Source organism: Longispora sp. NPDC051575, assembly GCF_040681875.1.
GTDB lineage: Bacteria > Actinomycetota > Actinomycetes > Mycobacteriales > Micromonosporaceae > Longispora.
Genome location: NZ_JBFAZP010000011.1, coordinates 188,702 through 206,372, shown reverse-complemented (window position 1 = coordinate 206,372; position 17,671 = coordinate 188,702). Strand labels below are relative to the sequence as shown.

The following is a 17,671-nucleotide window of genomic DNA, read 5'->3' as shown; positions in this document are numbered from 1 at the left end:
GCCGCCACCCTAGCCAGCCGGTCACCCCGTCAGCTGCCCGAGAGACCCGCCGCTGCGTCAGGGGGCGGCGACTTCGAGGGGCGGCGGAGCCATGCGAGTACCCCCAGGATGATCGCCGCGAGCACGCACACGCCGACCGCGGCCGTCTTCAGGCTGGTCAGGACGTTGGTGATCGTCGCGACGGCGTCGAGGCGGTCGGGGTAGCCGAGCAGCATGGTGACGATGCCGGCGTTCTCGGCGTAGTCGGCGAGGACGTAGAGGACGGGGAGCGCCAGGACCCAGCGGCCGACCCGGGCGCGCCGGGCCAGCGAGGCGAACGCGACCAGGCCGAACAGGACGGTCACGGCCGGCAGGAGCACGTCGCCGGTCAGGGACAGGATCAGGTGCCAGCGCCGGCCGTCGGCCCCGTAGGCCGTGAGCAGGTCGTACGCGCCCTGCGGGGTGTAGCCCCCCGGGCGCGGGTCGGCGCCGTTGCGGCCCCCGGCGAAGTCGAGGATGCCCGCGCCGAACCGGTCGTGGAACCAGGTCGCGGCCCCGTTCATGACGACCAGCACGGCGAGGGCCACGGCGGCGGTGCGCGGAACGGTGAGCCTCACTGGGTGTCCTTCCGGGGTGCGGCCGGGCGGCGGTGACCGGGTAGCAGGGTGCTCCGGGCTGGCTACTGTGTCAAGGATGAGAATCCTGTCGATCATGGCCTGGGTGGCCACCGCCGCGTTCGGCGTGTTCGCCGCGGTCCGGCTCGGCGGGCTCGAACACGGCTGGCCGCTGCGCCCGGCGATGGCGTACACGCCGTACATCGCGCTCGGGGTCCTCGTACCCGTCGGATTGGCTCTCGTCGCCCGGAACTGGCGTGCGTCGGCGGCGGCGCTGGTGGTGGCGGTGGCCCTGGGCTCGGCGGTGCTGCCCCGGTGGGTGCCGGGCGACGCGGGGAGCGCGGACGGCCCGAGGATCCGGGTGCTCAGCGCCAACCTGCTCGGCGGCGGCGCGGACATGGGGGTGCTGCGCCGGCTGATCGCCGAGCAGCGGGTGGACGTGCTCAGCGTGCAGGAACTCACCCACGAGGCCGACCGGCAGTTGGCGGCCCTGTTCCCGCACCGGGTGGCCCTGCCCGAGGACGGCGTCGCCGGCACCGGGCTGTACTCCCGGTACCCGCTCACCCGGCTGCCGCACCTGGAACCGGTCAGCTCCTTCCGGATGCCGGCCGCCCGGCTCGACCTGCCCGGCGCCAGCGTCGAACTGCTGGCCGTGCACCCGATGGCCCCGAGCGAGCGGATCAACATGGCGCTCACCTACGCCGAGCTGAACCGGATCCCCCGGGCGACCCCGGGCGGTGCGGTGCGGGTGCTGGTCGGGGACTTCAACGCCACCCTCGACCACGTCGAGGTCCGCGAACTGCTCGACAGCGGCTACCGGGACGCCGCCGACGCCCTCGGACACGGCCTGACCTGGACCTGGCCCAACATCAAGCACCCGGCGACCACGGCGCTCGGCGTCTCGCTGCCGCCGGTGACCATCGACCACGTCCTGGTCGACGAGCGGGTGGCCGTCCGGGGCTTCGACGTCTATGACCTGCCCGGCTCCGACCACCGGCCGGTGCTGGCCGAGCTGACCCTGCCCCGTACCCTCTGAGGTGTGTCTGAGCGGGCGACGTTCCCGAAACGGGACGAAGATGGGCGAGTCACGGCGTACGCGGACATGTTCGCGGCGACGCTCGCCATGCTGCTCCTGTCGCTCGTCGTCGTGCTGCTGATCGACCTGGTCACGGTCGCGTTCGGGGCGGAGTTCGGCGGGTCCAGCGGCTGGTTGGCCATCGTGCTGCCGGCGTGGCTGTTCGTCGAGGAGTACCGGGCCTGGCGGGTGCCCGGCCGGATCGCGATCGCGGCGCTCGGCATCCTGTTCGGCGCGGTGGCGGGAATCGCCTCCTTCGACCTGGCCGGCTACCTGCCGCCGGTGTTCTCGGGCGGCGTCGGTGCGGCCGTGACCGCGCTGGTCTACGCCACGTTCTGGTTCTTTGGTATCCGGTGGCTCGCCCGGCGTACCGGTGATGGGGGTTAGTCGATGAGTCCGTTCGTCAAGTACACGCTGGCCCGGCTGGGCATGTTCGCGGCCATCATGGTCGTGCTCGTGCTGCTGCCGCTCCCCGTGTCCCTCGTCGTCAAGGTGATGATCGCGCTCCTGATCTCCCTGGTGCTGTCGTTCTTCCTGCTCAAGAAGATGCGGGACGAGATGAGCGACTACATCGCGGGCAGCGTCGAGCGCCGGAAGGCCGAGAAGGACAAGCTCCGCGCGGCGCTGGCCGGCGAGGACGAGGACGCCCCGCCGGCCGACGGTCCGCGGAAGGTCTAGCAGGTCACACTGCCGGTCCCGGGCACGCCCCCGGGATCGGTGACCACCTGCCCGGCCGGGTCCCGGTACGCCCAGTCCAGCCGGTCCCCGCGCGCCTGCACGTAGAGCGCGCCGGGCTGGTCGCTGGCCTGCCAGATCCCGTGCGGGGGCATCGGGTCGTCGTGCGGGATGTGTCCGCCGCTGCCCGCGATGAGCTGCACGAGGTGGCCGCCGGGCCGCAGGTCCCCGGTCAGCGGCTCGTACTCCTCCATGTCGTGCTGGTGCCCGTTGAGGACCAGGTCCCCGCCGTTGTCGGCGAGCAGTGCCCACAGGTCGGACATCTTCTCGTGCGGGATGGGGCCCATCAGCGGCCGGTGCCAGGTGGCGATCACGCACCTCTCGGGGCTGTCCCGCAGCACCTGCTCGGCCCACTTGTACTGCGGACTGCGCGGCCCGCACCCGCCGGCCACCCCGCACTCGGAGTTGAGCACCAGGAACCGGACGCCGCGCCAGGCGAACGTCTCGTAGTCGGGCCGGCCGTGCCAGTAGTCCCGCCACGCGTCGAGGTGGTGCGCCTCGTGGTTGCCGAGGGTGGGCTTGGTGAACGCGGCGAGCCGGCCCCAGTCCCTGCCGCCGGCCGGATCGTCGAGGCTGGACCGGCCGTAGTTGTAGTCCCACTCGGCGGCGGTACCCGTCTCGTAGACGTCGCCGAGGAAGAGCAGCAGGCCCGCCCGGGAGTCGAGGACGGACTGGGCCACCGCCGCGCTGGCCCGGGTGCCGTCCCCGCCGTCGCCGACCGCCGCGATCAGCGGGTCGCCGTCGAACTGCCGGGGCGCGAACCGCTGCTGCCAGTCGTCCGGGGCGCCGGCGCGCGGCGGGTTGTCGATGGTCAGCGGGAGCAGGACGGCCTCGCCGAGTTCGGCGCTGTGCGGTTTGACGGAGACGCCGAGCCGGCCGGGGCCGTTCGGGAACCGGTCGGTGGGCCAGACGAAGGTCCACGGCGGCTGGAAGTCGAACAGCAGGTCGTCGCTCTCCCAGGTGAAGACCAGGTCGTAGGGGGTCTTGCCCTCGATGGTGGCGGTGACGGGCACGTCCCCGGTCAGGGTGTCCGACGGGACGGAGATACACACCGTCACCCCGCCGGACTCCCCGCACGCGCGCGGGGCCGGGCCGGCGGCCGCGACGGTGGCGACGGCCGTGGTGAGCAGGAGGGCGCCGACGACGAGGGCACGGCGGAAGATAGTCGCTTTCACGACTCTTATAACGAGTTGCCCGGTCAGGGGGCGTCGGGCGCCGCCCCCCGGATCCGGTCCCCGATCGACGCCGCGACCCACCGCAACCCGTTCGTCGTGTACTTGAACCCGTGCATGACCAGCCACAACAGCGCCACCACGCCCCAGATGGCCCAGAACACCAGGCTCCGGACCATGCCCAGCACCACGGCGACCGTGGAGTGCGTCGTACGCCGGCCCTGCCCGGTGCTCGCCAGGTGCTTGACGAACCCCCACAGCCGGTCGACGGCCCCGGTCAGCGCGGTCACCACCCGGTCGGCGACGAGCAGCGGCAACGACAGCCAGGTCAGCGCGGCCAGCGGCCCGGTCGGCTCGTCGGCGTGCGACGGCTGCTGGTGCGGGGCGGCCCGGGCCAGTGCCCGCCGGGCCGCCGGGATGGCGAGGACCGACCACGTGCCCGCCCAGAACGCCCACACCGTCCACCCGGGCCAGTCGGCGAACCGGCGGACCGCCCAGGCGAAGGGCAACAGACAGACCAACGCGACGGGTACCAGCAGGCAGAAGGCGCCCACCAGCGCGAACACGGTGGCGGTGCCCCGGGCGGCCGGTTCCTCCGGGGCCGGCTCCGGCCGGGGACGGGGCACGGCCGGAGGAGGTGGCGGCGGCGGATCCATCGTGTCCACCCGCGGGGCCGGCGACACCGGCACCGGCAACGCCTCGGTGACCTCCGGGGTGGTCGGCCCCGGGTCGAGGAAGTCGAGCGGCGGGAGGTCCTCGGAGGAGATGGGACGGCTGCGGTCGGTCCAGCCGCCGTCCCAATAGCGCATGGCCGGCTCGCCATCCGGATCGACATACCAACCGGGCGCCCTGGTCATGCCCCTGAGAGTACCGCCGGGAGGGGCTGGGAGTGCAGTACGTCCAGGCGGGATACCGCGCGGGTGAGCACCACGTACAGCCGGTGCAGACCGCGCGGCTCGGCGGCCACGATGGCGGCCGGCTCGGGCACGATCACGTGGTCGTACTCCAGACCCTTCGCGAGCGTCGCCGGCATCACCGTGATCCGCTCGTCCTCCTCGGGCCCGCCGACCGTCAGCCCGGCGCTCTCCAACGCCGCGACCAGGCCGGGCACCGCCGCGTCGGCGGCGATCACGCCCACCGAGCCCTCGTGCCCCAGCGCGGCCAGCACCGCCCGCACCGTCGCGTCCACCACGTCGGGGGTCGCGGTGACCGTCAGCGAACCGTCCCGGCGCATGGACACCCCGGCCGGCACGTCGACGTCGAGGGCCGGGAGCAGCCGGTTCGCCAGCTCGATGATGGCCTCCGGCACCCGGAAGCCGGTGGTCAGCGGCACCACGGCCGTACCCGGCTTGCCCAGGTGGCCGAGGCTGTCGGCCCAGTCCGCCGCCGCCCACGGCGCGGTGCCCTGGGCCAGGTCGCCGAGCACGGTGAGCGACGCGTGCTCGCTGCGCCGCGCGATCACCCGGCACTGCATCGGGGACAGGTCCTGGGCCTCGTCGAGGACGACGTGCCCGTAGCTGGCCTCGCGGTCGAGCAGCCCGGCCGCCTCGTCCAGCAGCACCAGGTCCGCCGCCGACCACTTCGCCGACTTCGGGCTCTTCGGCGGCTTCGCCCACGCCACGGCCTCGAAGCCCTCCGGCGGGTCGGTGAGCAGCTCGCACACCAGGCTCTCCGGGGTCACGGCCGGCCAGCAGGCTTCGAGCACGGCCTTGACCTGGGAGTGCTTGCCCATCGTGCGCTGCCAGGACTCCGACGGCGACTCGCCTGAGCGGGCCTCGGCCTGGCGGAGCAGCAGGTTGACGATCCGGGCGCGGAGCCGCTCCCGGCCGATGCCGTAGGGGAGGTTCGCCCCCCTGACCTCCGCGACCGCCGCGCGCAGGTCGTCCGGCGACAGCCGCCACCGCCACGCCCCGTCGGAGATCATCAGCCCCTCGGTGGGCCTGACCACCTTCGTCCACAGCAGCCGGCCCAGCACGTCGGCCATCGCCGCGGAGTGCTTGAGCACGGCGGCCTCCAGCGGGTCGGTGGCCCGGACCGGATGCCGCGCGATCAGGTCGTCGATCGTGTACTGGTCCACCTCCACCTCGCCCAGCGCCGGCAGCACGGCCGCGATGTAGCCGAGGAACGCCCGGTTCGGCCCGACGATCAGGACGCCGGCGCGCTTGAGGCGCTCGCGGTGCGCGTAGAGCAGGTAGGCGGCCCGGTGCAGGCCCACGGCCGTCTTCCCCGTGCCCGGGGCGCCCTGCACGCACACCGACTCGCCCAGCTCGGCCCGGACCAGGACGTCCTGCTCCGGCTGGATGGTGGCCACGATGTCGCGCATCGGCCCGACGCGGGGCCGCTCGATCTCGGCGGTGAGCAGGGCGCTCTTCGTACCCAGCTCCTCGCCCCGGGAGATGTGCTCGTCCTCGAAGCTGGTCAGCTCGCCCTTGACGAACCCGAACCGGCGGCGCTGGTCGACGCCCATCGGGTCGGCGACGCTGGCCTGGTAGAAGGCGGTGCACAGCGGGGCGCGCCAGTCGAGCACCAGCGGTTCCCCGCCGGCCTTGTCCACGACGTGCCGGCGGCCGATGTGCCAGCTCTCGGCGTCGGGCCGGTCCGGGAGCCGCATGTCCAACCGCCCGAAGAACAGCGGGGTACCCGGGTCGACGGCCAGTTGCTTCATCCGGTCCCGCATGGCGCGGCCCAGGGTCTCCGCCGAGTAGGCGTCGCCGGCCACGGTCGCGCCGGTGGTGTGGAGTTCGTCGGCGGTCCGCAGCATCCGCTCCAGTGCGGCGCGGGACCTGGTGAGGTGTTCCTGTTCGGCGAGCAGCTCTTCCTGCACGGGGGGACGTCCTTTGCAGCGTCGGGGGTGATCTCCCACTGCCCTTGGCCCCGGAGGGCCCGGCTTCGACGGGCGCACGAACGTGCCAGCCTACCCGCGTCGGGGCAGGTCGGCGCGCGGATTTCCCGGCCGGGCCCGGCCGGCGGTCGCGCCCGGGCTGCGGCACCGCCCTCCCCGTGCGACACGCGAGTGCTCCCGCGCACCCCCACGGCTGCGTGACGCCCGTCACGATCACCGCAGGCGTAGCTTGGACGACATGAGTCCGAGCAGGCCCCGGGTCGGCCACATCCAGTTCCTGAACTGTCTGCCGATCTACTGGGGCCTCGGCCGCACCGGCGCGCTGCTCGACGTCGAACTGCACAAGGACAGCCCCGACCAGCTCAACGAGCGCCTGGTCGACGGCCGGCTCGACATCGGCCCGATCAGCCTGGTGGAGTACCTGCGCGCGGCCGACGACCTGCTCCTCCTCCCGGACCTCGCGGTCGGCAGCGACGGCCCCGTGCTCTCGGTCAACATCGTGTCGAAGAAGCCGCTCGCGGAGCTGGACGGCGCCCGGGTCGCGCTCGGCTCGACCAGCCGGACCGGGGTACTGCTCGCCCAGCTGCTGCTCGCCGGCCGGTACGGGGTCACCCCGACCTACACCCGCACCGCCCCCGACCTGGACGCGATGCTCGCCGACGCCGAGGCGGCCGTGGTGATCGGCGACGTCGCCCTGCGCGCCCTGTACGAGGCACCCTCCCAGGGCCTGCACGTCACCGACCTGGGCCAGGCGTGGCGGGACTGGACCGGGCTGCCGATGGTCTTCGCCGTCTGGGCGGTCCGGCGCGACTTCGCCGAGGCGCACCCGGGCCTGGTCAAGGACGTGCACGAGGCGTTCCTGCGGTCCCGGGACCTGTGCCTGTCGGAGCTGGACGAGGTGGCCGAGTCGGCCGCGCGCTGGGAGCCGTTCGACGCGGCGACCCTCGCCGGCTACTTCCGGGCGCTGGACTTCTCGCTGGGCGCGCGGCAGGTCGCGGGGCTGCGGGAGTTCGCGGCCCGGGCGGCGGCGCACGGGGCGGCCCCGGCGCTCCCGGCCGACGGCCCGCTGTTCGTCTTCGACTGACAAACCCCTTAGACGGGTACCGAGCCCCGCTCCCGCTGTCGGGGGCGGGGCTCTCCGCGTGCGCGCGCCGGGCCGGCCGCCCGGACTGTGCCCGACCGGGCCTGTCGCGCGTTCCGGTCCCGGCGTGCCCGGTCGGGTCGGAGTCGGACATCGAGCGCGATAACGCCAACCCCGTGGGCCAACTCTGTTACAGGACTTGGTCAGGTGGGTTGGTGGGTGTAACACTTGGGGGGTGTATGGCAACGACTTCTCCGAGCCCCCCGAGCAGCCGGGCGCGCGCAGCCTGCTCGACCAGGTGGCCGACGCGGAACGTGACCTCCAGCTCGCGGCCCAGCAGGACCGGCCGACGGGCTCCGAGGACGACTACTTCATGGCCGTCATCGCGGCCGACCAGAAGATCGAGCCCCGGGACTGGATGCCGGAGAAGTACCGGAAGAATCTGATCCGGCAGATCGCCCAGCACGCGCACTCCGAGATCATCGGCATGCAGCCCGAGGGCAACTGGATCTCCCGGGCGCCCACGCTCAAGCGCAAGGCCATCCTGCTCGCCAAGGTGCAGGACGAGGCCGGACACGGGCTGTATCTCTACGCGGCGGCCGAGACGCTCGGCATCGACCGCGCCGAGATGTCGGACATGCTGATCGACGGCCGGCAGAAGTACAGCTCGATCTTCAACTACCCCACCCTGACCTGGGCGGACGTCGGCGCGATCGGCTGGCTGGTCGACGGCGCGGCCATCGTCAACCAGGTGCCGCTGTGCCGCGCCTCCTACGGGCCGTACGCGCGGGCGATGATCCGGGTGTGCAAGGAGGAGTCCTTCCACCAGCGCCAGGGGTACGAGATCCTGCACGTCCTGTCGCACGGCACCGCCGAGCAGAAGGCGATGGCCCAGGACGCGGTCGACCGCTGGTGGTACCCGTCGCTGGCCATGTTCGGCCCGCCCGAGGGCGAGTCGCCCAACACGGCGCAGTCGATGGCCTGGAAGGTCAAGCGGTTCACCAACGACGAGCTGCGCCAGCGGTTCGTGGACATGTGTGTCGGGCAGGCCGAGATCCTGGGCCTGACCCTGCCGGACCCGGGCCTGGTGTGGAACGAGGCCGAGGGCCGGCACGACTACACCCAGCCCGACTACGACGAGCTGTTCCGGGTGATCAAGGGCAACGGCCCGTGCAACCGGGAACGGATCGCGCACCGCAAGGCCGCGCACGAGGGCGGCCAGTGGGTCCGCGACGCCGCGGAGGCGTACGCGCGCAAGCAGCAGGCCAAGAAGGAGCAGCTCGCCATGGCGGGCGCAGCGACGACAGGAGTCCCCGCGTGAGCACGACAGACTGGCCCCTGTGGGAGGTCTTCGTCCGGCCCCGGCGCGGGCTGGCGCACACCCACGTCGGCAGCCTGCACGCGCCCGACGCCGAGTTGGCGCTGCGTAACGCGCGCGACCTGTACACCCGGCGGCAGGAGGGCGTGTCCCTCTGGGTGGTGCCCGCCGTCGCGATCACGGCCAGCAGCCCGGACGAGAAGGACGCGTTCTTCGAGCCGGCCGCCGACAAGGTGTACCGGCACCCGACCTTCTACGACGTCCCCGAAGGCGTGGCCCACCTGTGAGCGCCGACGTGATCCTCCCGGACTGCGGCGACTCCGTGCCCCTGGCCCGCCCCGGTGACCTCAACCTCGGCGACGACGCGCTGATCGCCGCCCAGCGGCTCGCGGAGTGGACCTCCCGGGGCCCGGAGCTGGAGGAGGACGTGGCCCTGGCCAACATCGCCCTCGACCTGCTCGGCCAGGCCCGGATGTTCCTGTCCCGGACGGGCCACGAGGACGAGCTCGCCTTCCTGCGTACCGACCGGCAGTTCACGAACGTCCAGCTCGTGGAGCTGCCGAACGGGGACTTCGCGCACGCGATCGTCCGGCTGCTGTTCTTCTCCGCGTACCAGCGCGAGCTGTACACGGCCATGCGGGGCGACGAGATCGCGGACAAGGCGATCAAGGAGGTCGCGTACCACGTCGACCACGCCCGGCTGTGGACCCTGCGACTCGGCGACGGCACGGACGAGTCGCACGCGCGGGCCCAGGCGGCGGTGGACGAGCTGTGGCCGTACACCCATGAGCTGTTCGAGGGTAATGATCTTCGGTCCGGGTGGTTGGCGGCGGTCGAGCCGATCCTGGCCGAGGCGACCCTGACCCGGCCCGAGGACGGCTGGGCGCCCACCGGCGGCCGGCAGGGCCTGCACACCACGCACCTGAGCTACCTGCTCGCGGAGATGCAGGTGCTGCACCGCGCGCACCCGGGGGCGACCTGGTGAACGCCGTCCACGCGGAGCCGATCGTCGCGCCCGGGGCAGCCCGGGGCGGGGAGCGGCGCGCGGCCGGGGCCTCCCGCACGCCCGGGGCCGTCGCCGAGCTGGCCGAACTGCGGGCCGCCGTCGCCGCCGTCCCCGACCCCGAGATCCCGACCGTCACCATCGACGACCTGGGCATCCTGCGGGACGTCGAGGTCGTCGGCGACCGCGTGGTCGTGACCATCACCCCGACCTACTCGGGCTGCCCCGCGATGGACGCCATCCGCACGGACATCCGCCGCGCGCTCCCGGGCCGCGACGTCGAGGTCCGCACCGTGCTGGCCCCGGCGTGGACCACGGACTGGATCACGGAGTCCGGCCAGGCCAAGCTCCGTCAGGCCCGGATCGCCCCGCCCTCGGGCGCGGCCCGCGCCGGCACCGTGACCCTGAGCATCTCCGTCCGCTGCCCGAGCTGCGGCTCCCCGGACACCCGGGAACTGAGCCGGTTCGGCTCGACGGCCTGCAAGTCCCTGTGGAGCTGCCGGGCGTGCGGCGACCCCTTCGACCACTTTAAGGCGATTTAGAAGTGACCGTCACCCTGAGCAAGCCGGCCCGGCGCCGTCCGGTCTTCCACCCGCTGACCGTCCAGGCCGTGGACCAGCTCACCGAGGACGCGGTGGCGGTCTCCTTCCTGGTACCCGACGACCTGCGCGCCACCTACGCCTTCCGCCCCGGCCAGCACCTCACCGTGCGGCTGCTGTCCGGCGGCGAGGACATCCGGCGCAGCTACTCGATCTGCTCCACCCCCGCCGAGCTGGCCCGCGACGGGGTGCTCCGGGTCGGCGTGAAGCAGGTGCCCGGCGGCGCCTTCTCCACCTACGCCAACGGGGCGCTCGACGCCGGCCACACCGTCGAGGTCATGCCGCCGATCGGGCACTTCACGACGGAGTTCGCGGCCGGGCGCGCGCGCCGGTACGTGGCGGTCGTCGCCGGTTCCGGCATCACCCCGGTGCTGTCGTTGCTGGCCACGGGCCTGGCCGCCGAGCCGGACAGCGAGTGGACGGTGCTGTTCGGCAACCGGTACGCGCGGTCGGTCATGTTCCTGGAGGAGCTGGCGGACCTGAAGGACCGCTACCCGAGCCGGGTGCAGCTCGTGCACGTGCTGTCCCGCGAGCCCCAGGACGCCGAGCTGCTGTCGGGCCGGATCGACGCCGACCGGCTGCCCCGGCTCCTGGCGGCGTTCGCGCCCGAGGCGGACGAGTACTTCCTCTGCGGCCCGTACGGCATGGTCGTCGCGGCCCAGACGCTGCTGGACGGCTCCCTCGTACACTCCGAGCTGTTCTACGCCGACGACGCCCCCGCGACGGCGCCCACGGAGGCCGACGCCCACGAGGCCGACGTGACCATCCTGCTGGACGGCCGGGCGACCAGCTTCGGCATGCGCCGCGACGAGAAGGTGCTGGACGCGGCCCTGAAGGTCCGCTCCGAACTGCCCTACGCCTGCAAGGGCGGGGTGTGCTCCACCTGCAAGGCGAAGGTCGTCGAGGGCGAGGTCCGGATGGCCCGCAACTACGCCCTGGAACCCGACGAGGTCGCCGCCGGCTTCGTCCTGACCTGCCAGTCGTCCCCGGTCACCGACCGGGTGGTCGTCGACTACGACGCGTGAGGCTGTGACGTGGCAGCCGGGTGCCCAAGGTGCCCGGCTCCGCGCGCCGACCGAGAGGTAACCTCGGGGACATGAGCGTGGAGATCAGCGAGATTCTGCAGCGTGCCGCTGACGGGGGCCGGATCAGCCCGGAGGAGGCGCTGCTGCTCTACACGGAGGCGCCGTTCCACGCGCTGGGCGAGGCGGCGGACACGGTGCGCCGGCGGCGGTACCCGGAAGGGATCGTCACCTACCTCATCGACCGCAACATCAACTACACGAACGTGTGCGTCACCGCGTGCAAGTTCTGCGCGTTCTACCGCGCGCCCAAGCACGCCGAGGGCTGGACGCACGACACCGCCGAGATCCTCCGGCGCTGCGCCGAGGCCGTCGAGCTCGGTGCCACCCAGGTCATGCTCCAGGGCGGCCACCACCCCGACTACGGCGTGGAGTACTACGAGGAGCTGTTCGGCGCGGTCTCCACGGCATACCCCGACCTGGTGATCCACTCGATCGGCCCGTCCGAGGTCCTGCACATGGCCAAGGTGTCCGGCGTCAGCCTGGAGGAGGCCATCCGGCGGATCCACGCGGCCGGGCTCGCCTCCATCGCGGGCGCCGGGGCCGAGATGCTCCCCGACCGGCCGCGCAAGGCCATCGCCCCGCTCAAGGAGTCCGGCGCCCGCTGGCTGGAAGTGATGGGCATCGCGCACCGGCAGGGCATCGAGTCCACGGCCACCATGATGATGGGTACCGGCGAGACGAACGCCGAGCGCATCGAGCACATGACCATGATCCGGGACCTCCAGGACGAGACCGGCGGCTTCCGGTCCTTCATCCCGTGGACGTACCAGCCGGAGAACAACCACCTCAAGGGCCGCACCCAGGCGACCATGCTGGAGTACCTGCGCCTGATCGCCGTCGCCCGGTTGTTCTTCGACAACATCAACCACCTGCAGGCCTCGTGGCTGACCACGGGCAAGGACGCCGGCCAGCTGTCCCTGCACATGGGCGTCGACGACCTCGGCAGCATCATGCTCGAGGAGAACGTGATCTCCTCGGCGGGCGCGAAGCACCGGTCCAACCTGCACGACCTGGTGTGGATGATCCGGACCGCCGACCGGATCCCGGCCCAGCGCGACACCCTCTACCGGCACCTCAACGTGCACTGGACCCCCGCCGACGACCCGACCGACGAGCGCGTGACGTCGCACTTCTCCTCGATCACCAACGTCGACCGGCAGCTGACGGTCCTCCAGTAACACTTGCGCAACGGTTTGTGGGCCCCCGTCGGTCGTTTGACCGGCGGGGGTTCTTTTGCCCGGTAGTAACGGGGAGTGGCGGCCTGTATGGTCCCTCGGAGTTCCATCCATCACTCACCCTCGGTGGATCCATGAAGCGTTTCCTCGCAGGCGCGGCTCTCACGACGCTCGCAGCCAGCACCCTCACTCTCGGCCTCGGCACCGCGGCGCACGCCAAGGTCACCCCGGCCGATCTCGCCGTGGACATCAAGGCCCGGCAGATCGCGGTCGACTCCACCGGCAAGACCTTCTTCGTGGAGGTACAGAACAAGGGCGGCTCGACCGCGACCCACACCAAGGTCGTGTTCGACATGTCCAAGCTCGGCCCGAACGTCGTCGCGGACCTCCCCGGCTGGCCGTGCACCGGCGACCGCACCGCGTACGTCTGCGACCTCGGCGAGCTGGAGCCCGGCTACCTCGACAGCACCCTGGGCGTGAACCTCCGCCCGGTCAGCCCCGACGCGCCCCTCGGCCGCGCCGGCAAGCTCACGGTGTCGATCAGCTCGGACTACCGCGAGGACGTGGCCCACAAGGGCGACAACTCCACCACGTACAGCGTCGACCTGACCGCCTCGACCATCGACTACGGCGTCCTCGTCGGCAACGTCGGCGGCCTGGCCCCGGGCGTCCCGAGCGACCTGTGGATCGCCGTGGACAACAACGGCACCCAGACCGGCGCGGGCCTGTCCCTGGCGCTGACCCTCCCCGAGCACGTCGTGTTCAGCGAGGAGGTGCGCGGCTGCTCGTACACGAACAAGCGGTCGGCCGTGTGCGCCTGGTCGTCGTACCTCGACACCGACGGCACCGAGCGGCCGATCGTCCTGGCGCCCGGCGCGAGCTTCGACACCCTGGCCCTCGGCCTGCGGGTCCAGGCGACCGCCGACGCCACCCCGAACACGAACCTGGGCGCGGCCACCGTGCAGGTCGGCCCGTACGGCGACTTCCAGCCCGAGGCCGGCACCGCCCGGGGCGCCGTGGTGAAGAAGGCCAAGGTCGCCGCCAAGCAGGTCGACGGGGACAAGGTCGACAACTCGGCCCGGTTCACGCTGACCACCGGTTCGCCGTACGCGGACCTGGCGCTCGCCGGGGCCACCGTCACCGGCAAGGTCGGCGAGGTCGTCAACTACACGGTCACCGTCACCAACAAGGGCGCGTGGGCCAGCCCCAAGACCTCGAAGATCATCGTCACCGCTCCGGAGGGCACGAAGTTCGCCACCCCGCCGAAGCCGTGCCACACGATCGTCAGCAAGGTCAGCTACGAGTGCACCCTGCCCACGCTGGTCGGCGGCGAGAGCTACGACCTGGCGCTGTCCCTGCGGTTCTCGCAGGAGGTGGCCGGGGTGAGCAGCACCAACACGGTCACCGGCACCCTGCCGGACCCGGTCGACGGCAACAACAGCGCGATCGTGACCGCTACGGCCACGAAGTAACACCCGCACCGACGCGAAGGGCCCCGGGATGTTCCCGGGGCCCTTCGCGTCGCAGTGGGCCGGTCATGCGGCGAGGCGCTGGTCCGCGAAGGTCAGGGCGGAGCGTTCATCCAGGTGGGGACGGATGGCGGCCAGCAGCCGGGTGGCCTGCTCGGGGCGGTCCAGCTCGATCAGCGCCAGCACCTCGGCCAGGCGCGCCCGGACCCGGATCCTCCGGTTCGGTGCGTGTCGCGCGGCGGCCCGCGCGAGCGCCACCGCCGCGCCCGGATCGCCGTCGACGAGGGCCCAGACAGCGGCCATCGTCTTCGCGTTGGCCACCGGGAGGTGGGCGACCACCTCCGGAAGGGCAGTCCGGGCCCGGGTGACGAGGTCCGGCGGGACCGCTTCCCCGCAGGCCAGCGCCTCCCCGACGGCGTAGCACAGCATCGAATTCAAGCCGAAGGCCCCAGCACTTTCCGGGTACCGGTCCAGGTGTTCCGCCATGGCCACCGCCGTCGCGGGGGCGTTCCCGTCGTAGGCTGAGCGCTGCACACCGAGGAAGCTCGCGACCTCGGGCCCGGGGGCCAGGGCGAGCAGTTGGTCGATGATCGACTGGATCTGATGGGCCCGCTCCCCGGTCTGGTAGCGCAACCACAGCAGACCCTCGGCCGAGTTCCGGTGGTCCGGCTGAAGGAAGGGATGCTGCCGTCTCAACCCCGCCCGGAAGTACCACGCGTTCACCACCGGGCGGTCGACGACGGAGGGCCAACCGATGGTCAGCCAGTGCAGCACCACCACGCACACGCCGATCGTCGACACCGACCAGTCCCGGTGCGCGTCCGGCCAGGGCGGCACGGGCGGCTCCGCCCACGGGGCCCAGATCTCCGGTGACCCTGGAGATTCCGGCGCTGTGGCCACGGCCGCCACGCCCAGCACCGTGAAGACGAGGACCGGCACCGCGTACGGGAGCCAGTTCCGCCAACGGCTCGCCGACGCGGGGAGGATCCAGCCGACCTGCAGCGCGACCGGCCACCGGCACAACGTGAGGAGCACCGGACCGATCCAGATGTCGCGGGACGTCCCCATTCCCACGACCAGCCGATAGGGCCGGATCCAGCTGACGAGCAGGCCCAGCATCTGGGCGGCGACGTGGACGAGGTGCGCCGCGACGAGGAGGGCCGTGACCCGGCCGGCCTCAGCCCAGGTCGGCAGCCGGGGCACGCCTTCCAGGCAGTACCGGGTCACGAAGTAGTAGATCGCCGCGCCGACCAGGGCGGTGAGGACGCGGGCGTTGAGCGCGGAGTGGCGGTGTGGCACTCCGCGAGGCTAAGGGCTCGGCTAGAGCTTGGCGAGGGTGCCCGTCGCGACCTGGGTGGCGATGCCCCGGAGCTGCTCGATCTCGGGCGCCGTCCAGTCCTTGTCCTCGCGGTTGGCGACCAGCACGAAGCTGAGCAGCACGTTGTCGTCGAGGACGTGCACGGTCACAGTGACGGTTTTGCCGGCCGGCACGGTGACCATGCCCGCCTGGGACCCCACCGTGGTCAGCAGCGTGGTCGACGGCTCGGTGAGCTTCGCGCCGTACGCGGTGACCGCCTCGGCGCCGCTCGGGAAGTACGTGGCCGTGCCCGCCAGGCTGCCGCTCCGGTGCTGGGGCGGCTTCGGCGGCGTACCGGCCGGAGGCTTGAACTCCAGGGCCGCCGTGCAGGTCAGGCCGGAGGGCGCGCCCGCCCCGACCGTCGGGTACAGCCCCTTGACCGGGGCCGTGTCGAGCTTCGTGCACAGCTCGGTGACCGGCTTGTGCTTCACGGCCGTCGGGGTGGGGGACGGGGCCGGCGGCAGGGTCTGCGCGACCGGCTGGGCCGGCGTCGGCTTCCGGGCGTCCTTCTCCTCCGGGATCATCACGTTGAGCACGAGCAGCCCGGCGACGATCAGGGCGATGACGCCGACCGCGCCCGCGAGGACCCGGCGGACGGTGAGCGGCTTGACGGCCCCGATGATCGGCAGGATCATCGTCGGGCTCTCGTCGGGCTTGGGGAGCGGGGGTTGCGCGGGGGGCGGGGACGCGGGTGCCCCGGTACCCCCGAAAGGTGTTCCGCTCTGGTCTGAACCGGCGCCGCCGTAACCAGGGTCGCCGCCTGGCGCGGAACCGCCGAAGCCGGACGGAGCCGAGCCGCCGAAACCGCCCGGGGTCGATCCGCCGAAGGCCGACGCGCCGCCCGCGTCCTGCGCCCCACCCGGAGCACCCCCACCGAAACCGCCCCCCGGGGCGGCCCCGCCGAACGTGCCGGCTCCGCCGAACGAGGACCCACCGCTACTGAACGAGGCCCCACCGGGCACATGCCCACTGGCCGTGCCCCCGGGCACATCCCCGCCGAACGCCCCGCCGGGCAACGCGGAGTAACCGGCCGGCGCGGGCTGGACCGGCCCGGGGATGCCCGCGTCGGCGGAGGACAGCGACTCGCCGCCCCCGATCACGGGGTAGTTCCGCGCGGGGGTGTCCGGCACGGGCCGCACCGACGCGCTGGCCGAGATCTGCCGCATGTCCGGCGGCAGCTCGGAACTCTGGCCGTGGATGCCCTGGCCGGGCCGCACGGACCGGCGGACGGGCCTGGCCGGATCCGTCGCGGACAGGTCCGCGAGGGTGGCCGGCCGGGCGTTGTGCAGCGTCGACAGCTCCTCCGGCGTTTCCGCGCCGGAGGCGGGGTCATGCGCTGACTGGGTCACGGTCCGTCACACTCCTTCAACCATTCCCCCGCATACCGGGTCGCCGCACGCGGCTTTAGCAGCCATTGTTGACCATCGGCGAGTCAGCGCTGCAGGCGGCACACGTAGAGTGCAGGGCGTGACGCGAGCTTCGCTGGACAAGCAGCCGCACGAGGTAGCCGAGATGTTCGACGGCGTGGCCCGGCGGTATGACCTGACCAATACCGTACTGTCCTTCGGCCAGGATCGGGCCTGGCGACGGGCAACCCGACAGGCACTTGACCTCAAACCGGGCGAGCGGTGCCTCGATCTGGGCGCGGGAACGGGTGTGTCGACTGAGGAACTCGCCCGAAGTGGTGCCTATGTGGTCGGCGCGGACATCTCCGTCGGAATGCTCCGCGAGGGCCGGAACCGGGGCGTGCCCCTGTTGGCCGGCGACGCGTTGGCCCTGCCGTTCGCGGACGCCAGCTTCGACGCGGTGACGATCTCCTACGCGATCCGCAACGTGCACGACCCCGACGCGGCGCTGCGGGAGATGGCCCGAGTGACGAAGCCGGGCGGGCGCCTCGTGGTGTGCGAGTTCAGCCGGCCGACGAACCCGGTGTTCCGGACCGTGTATCTGGAGTACCTGATGAAGGCTCTTCCGGCGGTCGCGAGCCGGGTCAGCAGCAACCCGGACGCCTACGTCTACCTGGCCGAGTCCATCCGGGCCTGGCCCAGTCAGGCGGAGTGGGCGGAACGCATCGGTGTCAATGGGTGGAAAAACGTCGCATGGCGCAACATGACGGGTGGCATCTCGGCGTTGCACCGGGCCGTTCGCGCCTGAAAGCCCGCGCGCG

The 17,671-nt window shown here is 72.4% G+C and carries 18 protein-coding genes; 12 read left to right on the top strand and 6 right to left on the bottom strand.

Annotation, left to right across the window (positions count from 1 at the left end; all coding sequences use genetic code 11):
- Nucleotides 1-29: 29 nt before the first annotated feature.
- Nucleotides 30-596: a hypothetical protein gene (locus tag AB0M43_RS31975; RefSeq protein WP_363729630.1), complete on the bottom strand. Its 567-nt coding sequence runs from the start codon at nt 594-596 to the stop codon at nt 30-32.
- Between the two features lie 76 nt (nt 597-672).
- Between AB0M43_RS31975 and AB0M43_RS31970 the strand changes: the two genes are divergently transcribed.
- The 3 genes from AB0M43_RS31970 to AB0M43_RS31960 are packed head-to-tail and all read left to right on the top strand — an operon-like array spanning nt 673 to nt 2,346.
- On the top strand, nt 673-1,629 hold the full coding sequence (locus tag AB0M43_RS31970) for an endonuclease/exonuclease/phosphatase family protein (protein WP_363729627.1): 957 nt from the start codon (nt 673-675) through the stop codon (nt 1,627-1,629).
- A gap of 3 nt (nt 1,630-1,632) precedes the next feature.
- On the top strand, nt 1,633-2,055 hold the full coding sequence (locus tag AB0M43_RS31965) for a hypothetical protein (protein WP_363729624.1): 423 nt from the start codon (nt 1,633-1,635) through the stop codon (nt 2,053-2,055).
- A 3-nt stretch (nt 2,056-2,058) separates the two neighbouring features.
- Nucleotides 2,059-2,346, top strand: a complete 288-nt coding sequence (locus tag AB0M43_RS31960) for a DUF4229 domain-containing protein (protein ID WP_363729621.1) — start codon at nt 2,059-2,061, stop codon at nt 2,344-2,346.
- Here AB0M43_RS31960 and AB0M43_RS31955 read toward each other — a convergent pair.
- From AB0M43_RS31955 to AB0M43_RS31945, 3 genes are read right to left on the bottom strand one after another with little or no spacing between them, the layout of a single operon-like run.
- Entirely contained in the window at nt 2,343-3,578 is a 1,236-nt protein-coding gene (locus AB0M43_RS31955; protein WP_363729618.1) for a metallophosphoesterase, read from the bottom strand. The two genes, AB0M43_RS31960 and AB0M43_RS31955, sit on opposite strands and share 4 nt — an antisense overlap.
- A 23-nt stretch (nt 3,579-3,601) precedes the next feature.
- Nucleotides 3,602-4,432: a DUF2510 domain-containing protein gene (locus tag AB0M43_RS31950; RefSeq protein WP_363729617.1), complete on the bottom strand. Its 831-nt coding sequence runs from the start codon at nt 4,430-4,432 to the stop codon at nt 3,602-3,604.
- Nucleotides 4,429-6,399 carry an AAA family ATPase gene (locus tag AB0M43_RS31945; protein WP_363729615.1) on the bottom strand — a complete coding sequence of 657 codons (1,971 nt, stop codon included), beginning with the start codon at nt 6,397-6,399 and terminating at the stop codon, nt 4,429-4,431. Before AB0M43_RS31945 ends, AB0M43_RS31950 begins: the two co-directional genes overlap by 4 nt.
- Before the next feature lie 256 nt (nt 6,400-6,655).
- Here AB0M43_RS31945 and AB0M43_RS31940 point away from each other — a divergent pair, with 256 nt between their 5' ends.
- The 8 genes from AB0M43_RS31940 to AB0M43_RS31905 all read left to right on the top strand — a co-directional run bounded on the left by AB0M43_RS31940 (nt 6,656) and on the right by AB0M43_RS31905 (nt 14,150).
- On the top strand, nt 6,656-7,501 hold the full coding sequence (locus tag AB0M43_RS31940; protein WP_363729613.1) for a menaquinone biosynthesis protein: 846 nt from the start codon (nt 6,656-6,658) through the stop codon (nt 7,499-7,501).
- A gap of 232 nt (nt 7,502-7,733) precedes the next feature.
- Nucleotides 7,734-8,819 (top strand): 1,2-phenylacetyl-CoA epoxidase subunit PaaA, encoded by a 1,086-nt coding sequence (paaA, locus tag AB0M43_RS31935; protein ID WP_363729612.1) that lies wholly within the window; start codon nt 7,734-7,736, stop codon nt 8,817-8,819.
- The gene (gene paaB / locus AB0M43_RS31930; protein WP_363729609.1) at nt 8,816-9,103 is read left to right on the top strand and encodes a 1,2-phenylacetyl-CoA epoxidase subunit PaaB; all 288 of its coding nucleotides are present in this window, start codon (nt 8,816-8,818) and stop codon (nt 9,101-9,103) included. The genes paaA and paaB overlap by 4 nt, the downstream gene beginning before the upstream one ends.
- 8 nt (nt 9,104-9,111) lie before the next feature.
- On the top strand, nt 9,112-9,801 hold the full coding sequence (gene paaC, locus AB0M43_RS31925) for a 1,2-phenylacetyl-CoA epoxidase subunit PaaC (RefSeq protein WP_363729902.1): 690 nt from the start codon (nt 9,112-9,114) through the stop codon (nt 9,799-9,801).
- Nucleotides 9,802-9,899: 98 nt separating this feature from the next.
- On the top strand, nt 9,900-10,361 hold the full coding sequence (gene paaD / locus AB0M43_RS31920; protein WP_363729900.1) for a 1,2-phenylacetyl-CoA epoxidase subunit PaaD: 462 nt from the start codon (nt 9,900-9,902) through the stop codon (nt 10,359-10,361).
- 2 nt (nt 10,362-10,363) lie between these two features.
- Nucleotides 10,364-11,443 (top strand): 1,2-phenylacetyl-CoA epoxidase subunit PaaE, encoded by a 1,080-nt coding sequence (gene paaE, locus AB0M43_RS31915; protein WP_363729608.1) that lies wholly within the window; start codon nt 10,364-10,366, stop codon nt 11,441-11,443.
- 71 nt (nt 11,444-11,514) lie between these two features.
- The gene (gene mqnC, locus AB0M43_RS31910; RefSeq protein WP_363729606.1) at nt 11,515-12,681 is read left to right on the top strand and encodes a cyclic dehypoxanthinyl futalosine synthase; all 1,167 of its coding nucleotides are present in this window, start codon (nt 11,515-11,517) and stop codon (nt 12,679-12,681) included.
- A 131-nt stretch (nt 12,682-12,812) separates the two neighbouring features.
- A complete protein-coding gene (locus AB0M43_RS31905; RefSeq protein ID WP_363729604.1) occupies nt 12,813-14,150 on the top strand; it encodes a hypothetical protein in 1,338 nt (445 codons plus the stop codon).
- Nucleotides 14,151-14,213: 63 nt separating this feature from the next.
- Here the strand turns inward: AB0M43_RS31905 and AB0M43_RS31900 are convergent, their stop codons facing one another.
- Together AB0M43_RS31900 and AB0M43_RS31895 are read right to left on the bottom strand one after the other, a co-directional pair.
- On the bottom strand, nt 14,214-15,446 hold the full coding sequence (locus tag AB0M43_RS31900; RefSeq protein ID WP_363729602.1) for a hypothetical protein: 1,233 nt from the start codon (nt 15,444-15,446) through the stop codon (nt 14,214-14,216).
- 21 nt (nt 15,447-15,467) lie between these two features.
- Nucleotides 15,468-16,853 carry a hypothetical protein gene (locus tag AB0M43_RS31895; RefSeq protein ID WP_363729599.1) on the bottom strand — a complete coding sequence of 462 codons (1,386 nt, stop codon included), beginning with the start codon at nt 16,851-16,853 and terminating at the stop codon, nt 15,468-15,470.
- Nucleotides 16,854-16,971: 118 nt separating this feature from the next.
- On the opposite strand from AB0M43_RS31895, the gene AB0M43_RS31890 reads away from it, so the two are divergent.
- Nucleotides 16,972-17,658, top strand: coding sequence for a demethylmenaquinone methyltransferase (locus tag AB0M43_RS31890; protein ID WP_363729597.1), 687 nt, complete (start codon nt 16,972-16,974; stop codon nt 17,656-17,658).
- Nucleotides 17,659-17,671: the final 13 nt, after the last annotated feature.

Bases quoted from the DNA above. Each gene is read 5' to 3' on its own strand.
- AB0M43_RS31970 (WP_363729627.1), top strand. From the start codon at position 673: ATGAGAATCCTGTCGATCATGGCCTGGGTGGCCACCGCCGCGTTCGGC.
- AB0M43_RS31960 (WP_363729621.1), top strand. From the start codon at position 2,059: ATGAGTCCGTTCGTCAAGTACACGCTGGCCCGGCTGGGCATGTTCGCG.
- AB0M43_RS31950 (WP_363729617.1), bottom strand. From the start codon at position 4,432: ATGACCAGGGCGCCCGGTTGGTATGTCGATCCGGATGGCGAGCCGGCC.
- AB0M43_RS31940 (WP_363729613.1), top strand. From the start codon at position 6,656: ATGAGTCCGAGCAGGCCCCGGGTCGGCCACATCCAGTTCCTGAACTGT.
- mqnC (WP_363729606.1), top strand. From the start codon at position 11,515: ATGAGCGTGGAGATCAGCGAGATTCTGCAGCGTGCCGCTGACGGGGGC.
- AB0M43_RS31905 (WP_363729604.1), top strand. From the start codon at position 12,813: ATGAAGCGTTTCCTCGCAGGCGCGGCTCTCACGACGCTCGCAGCCAGC.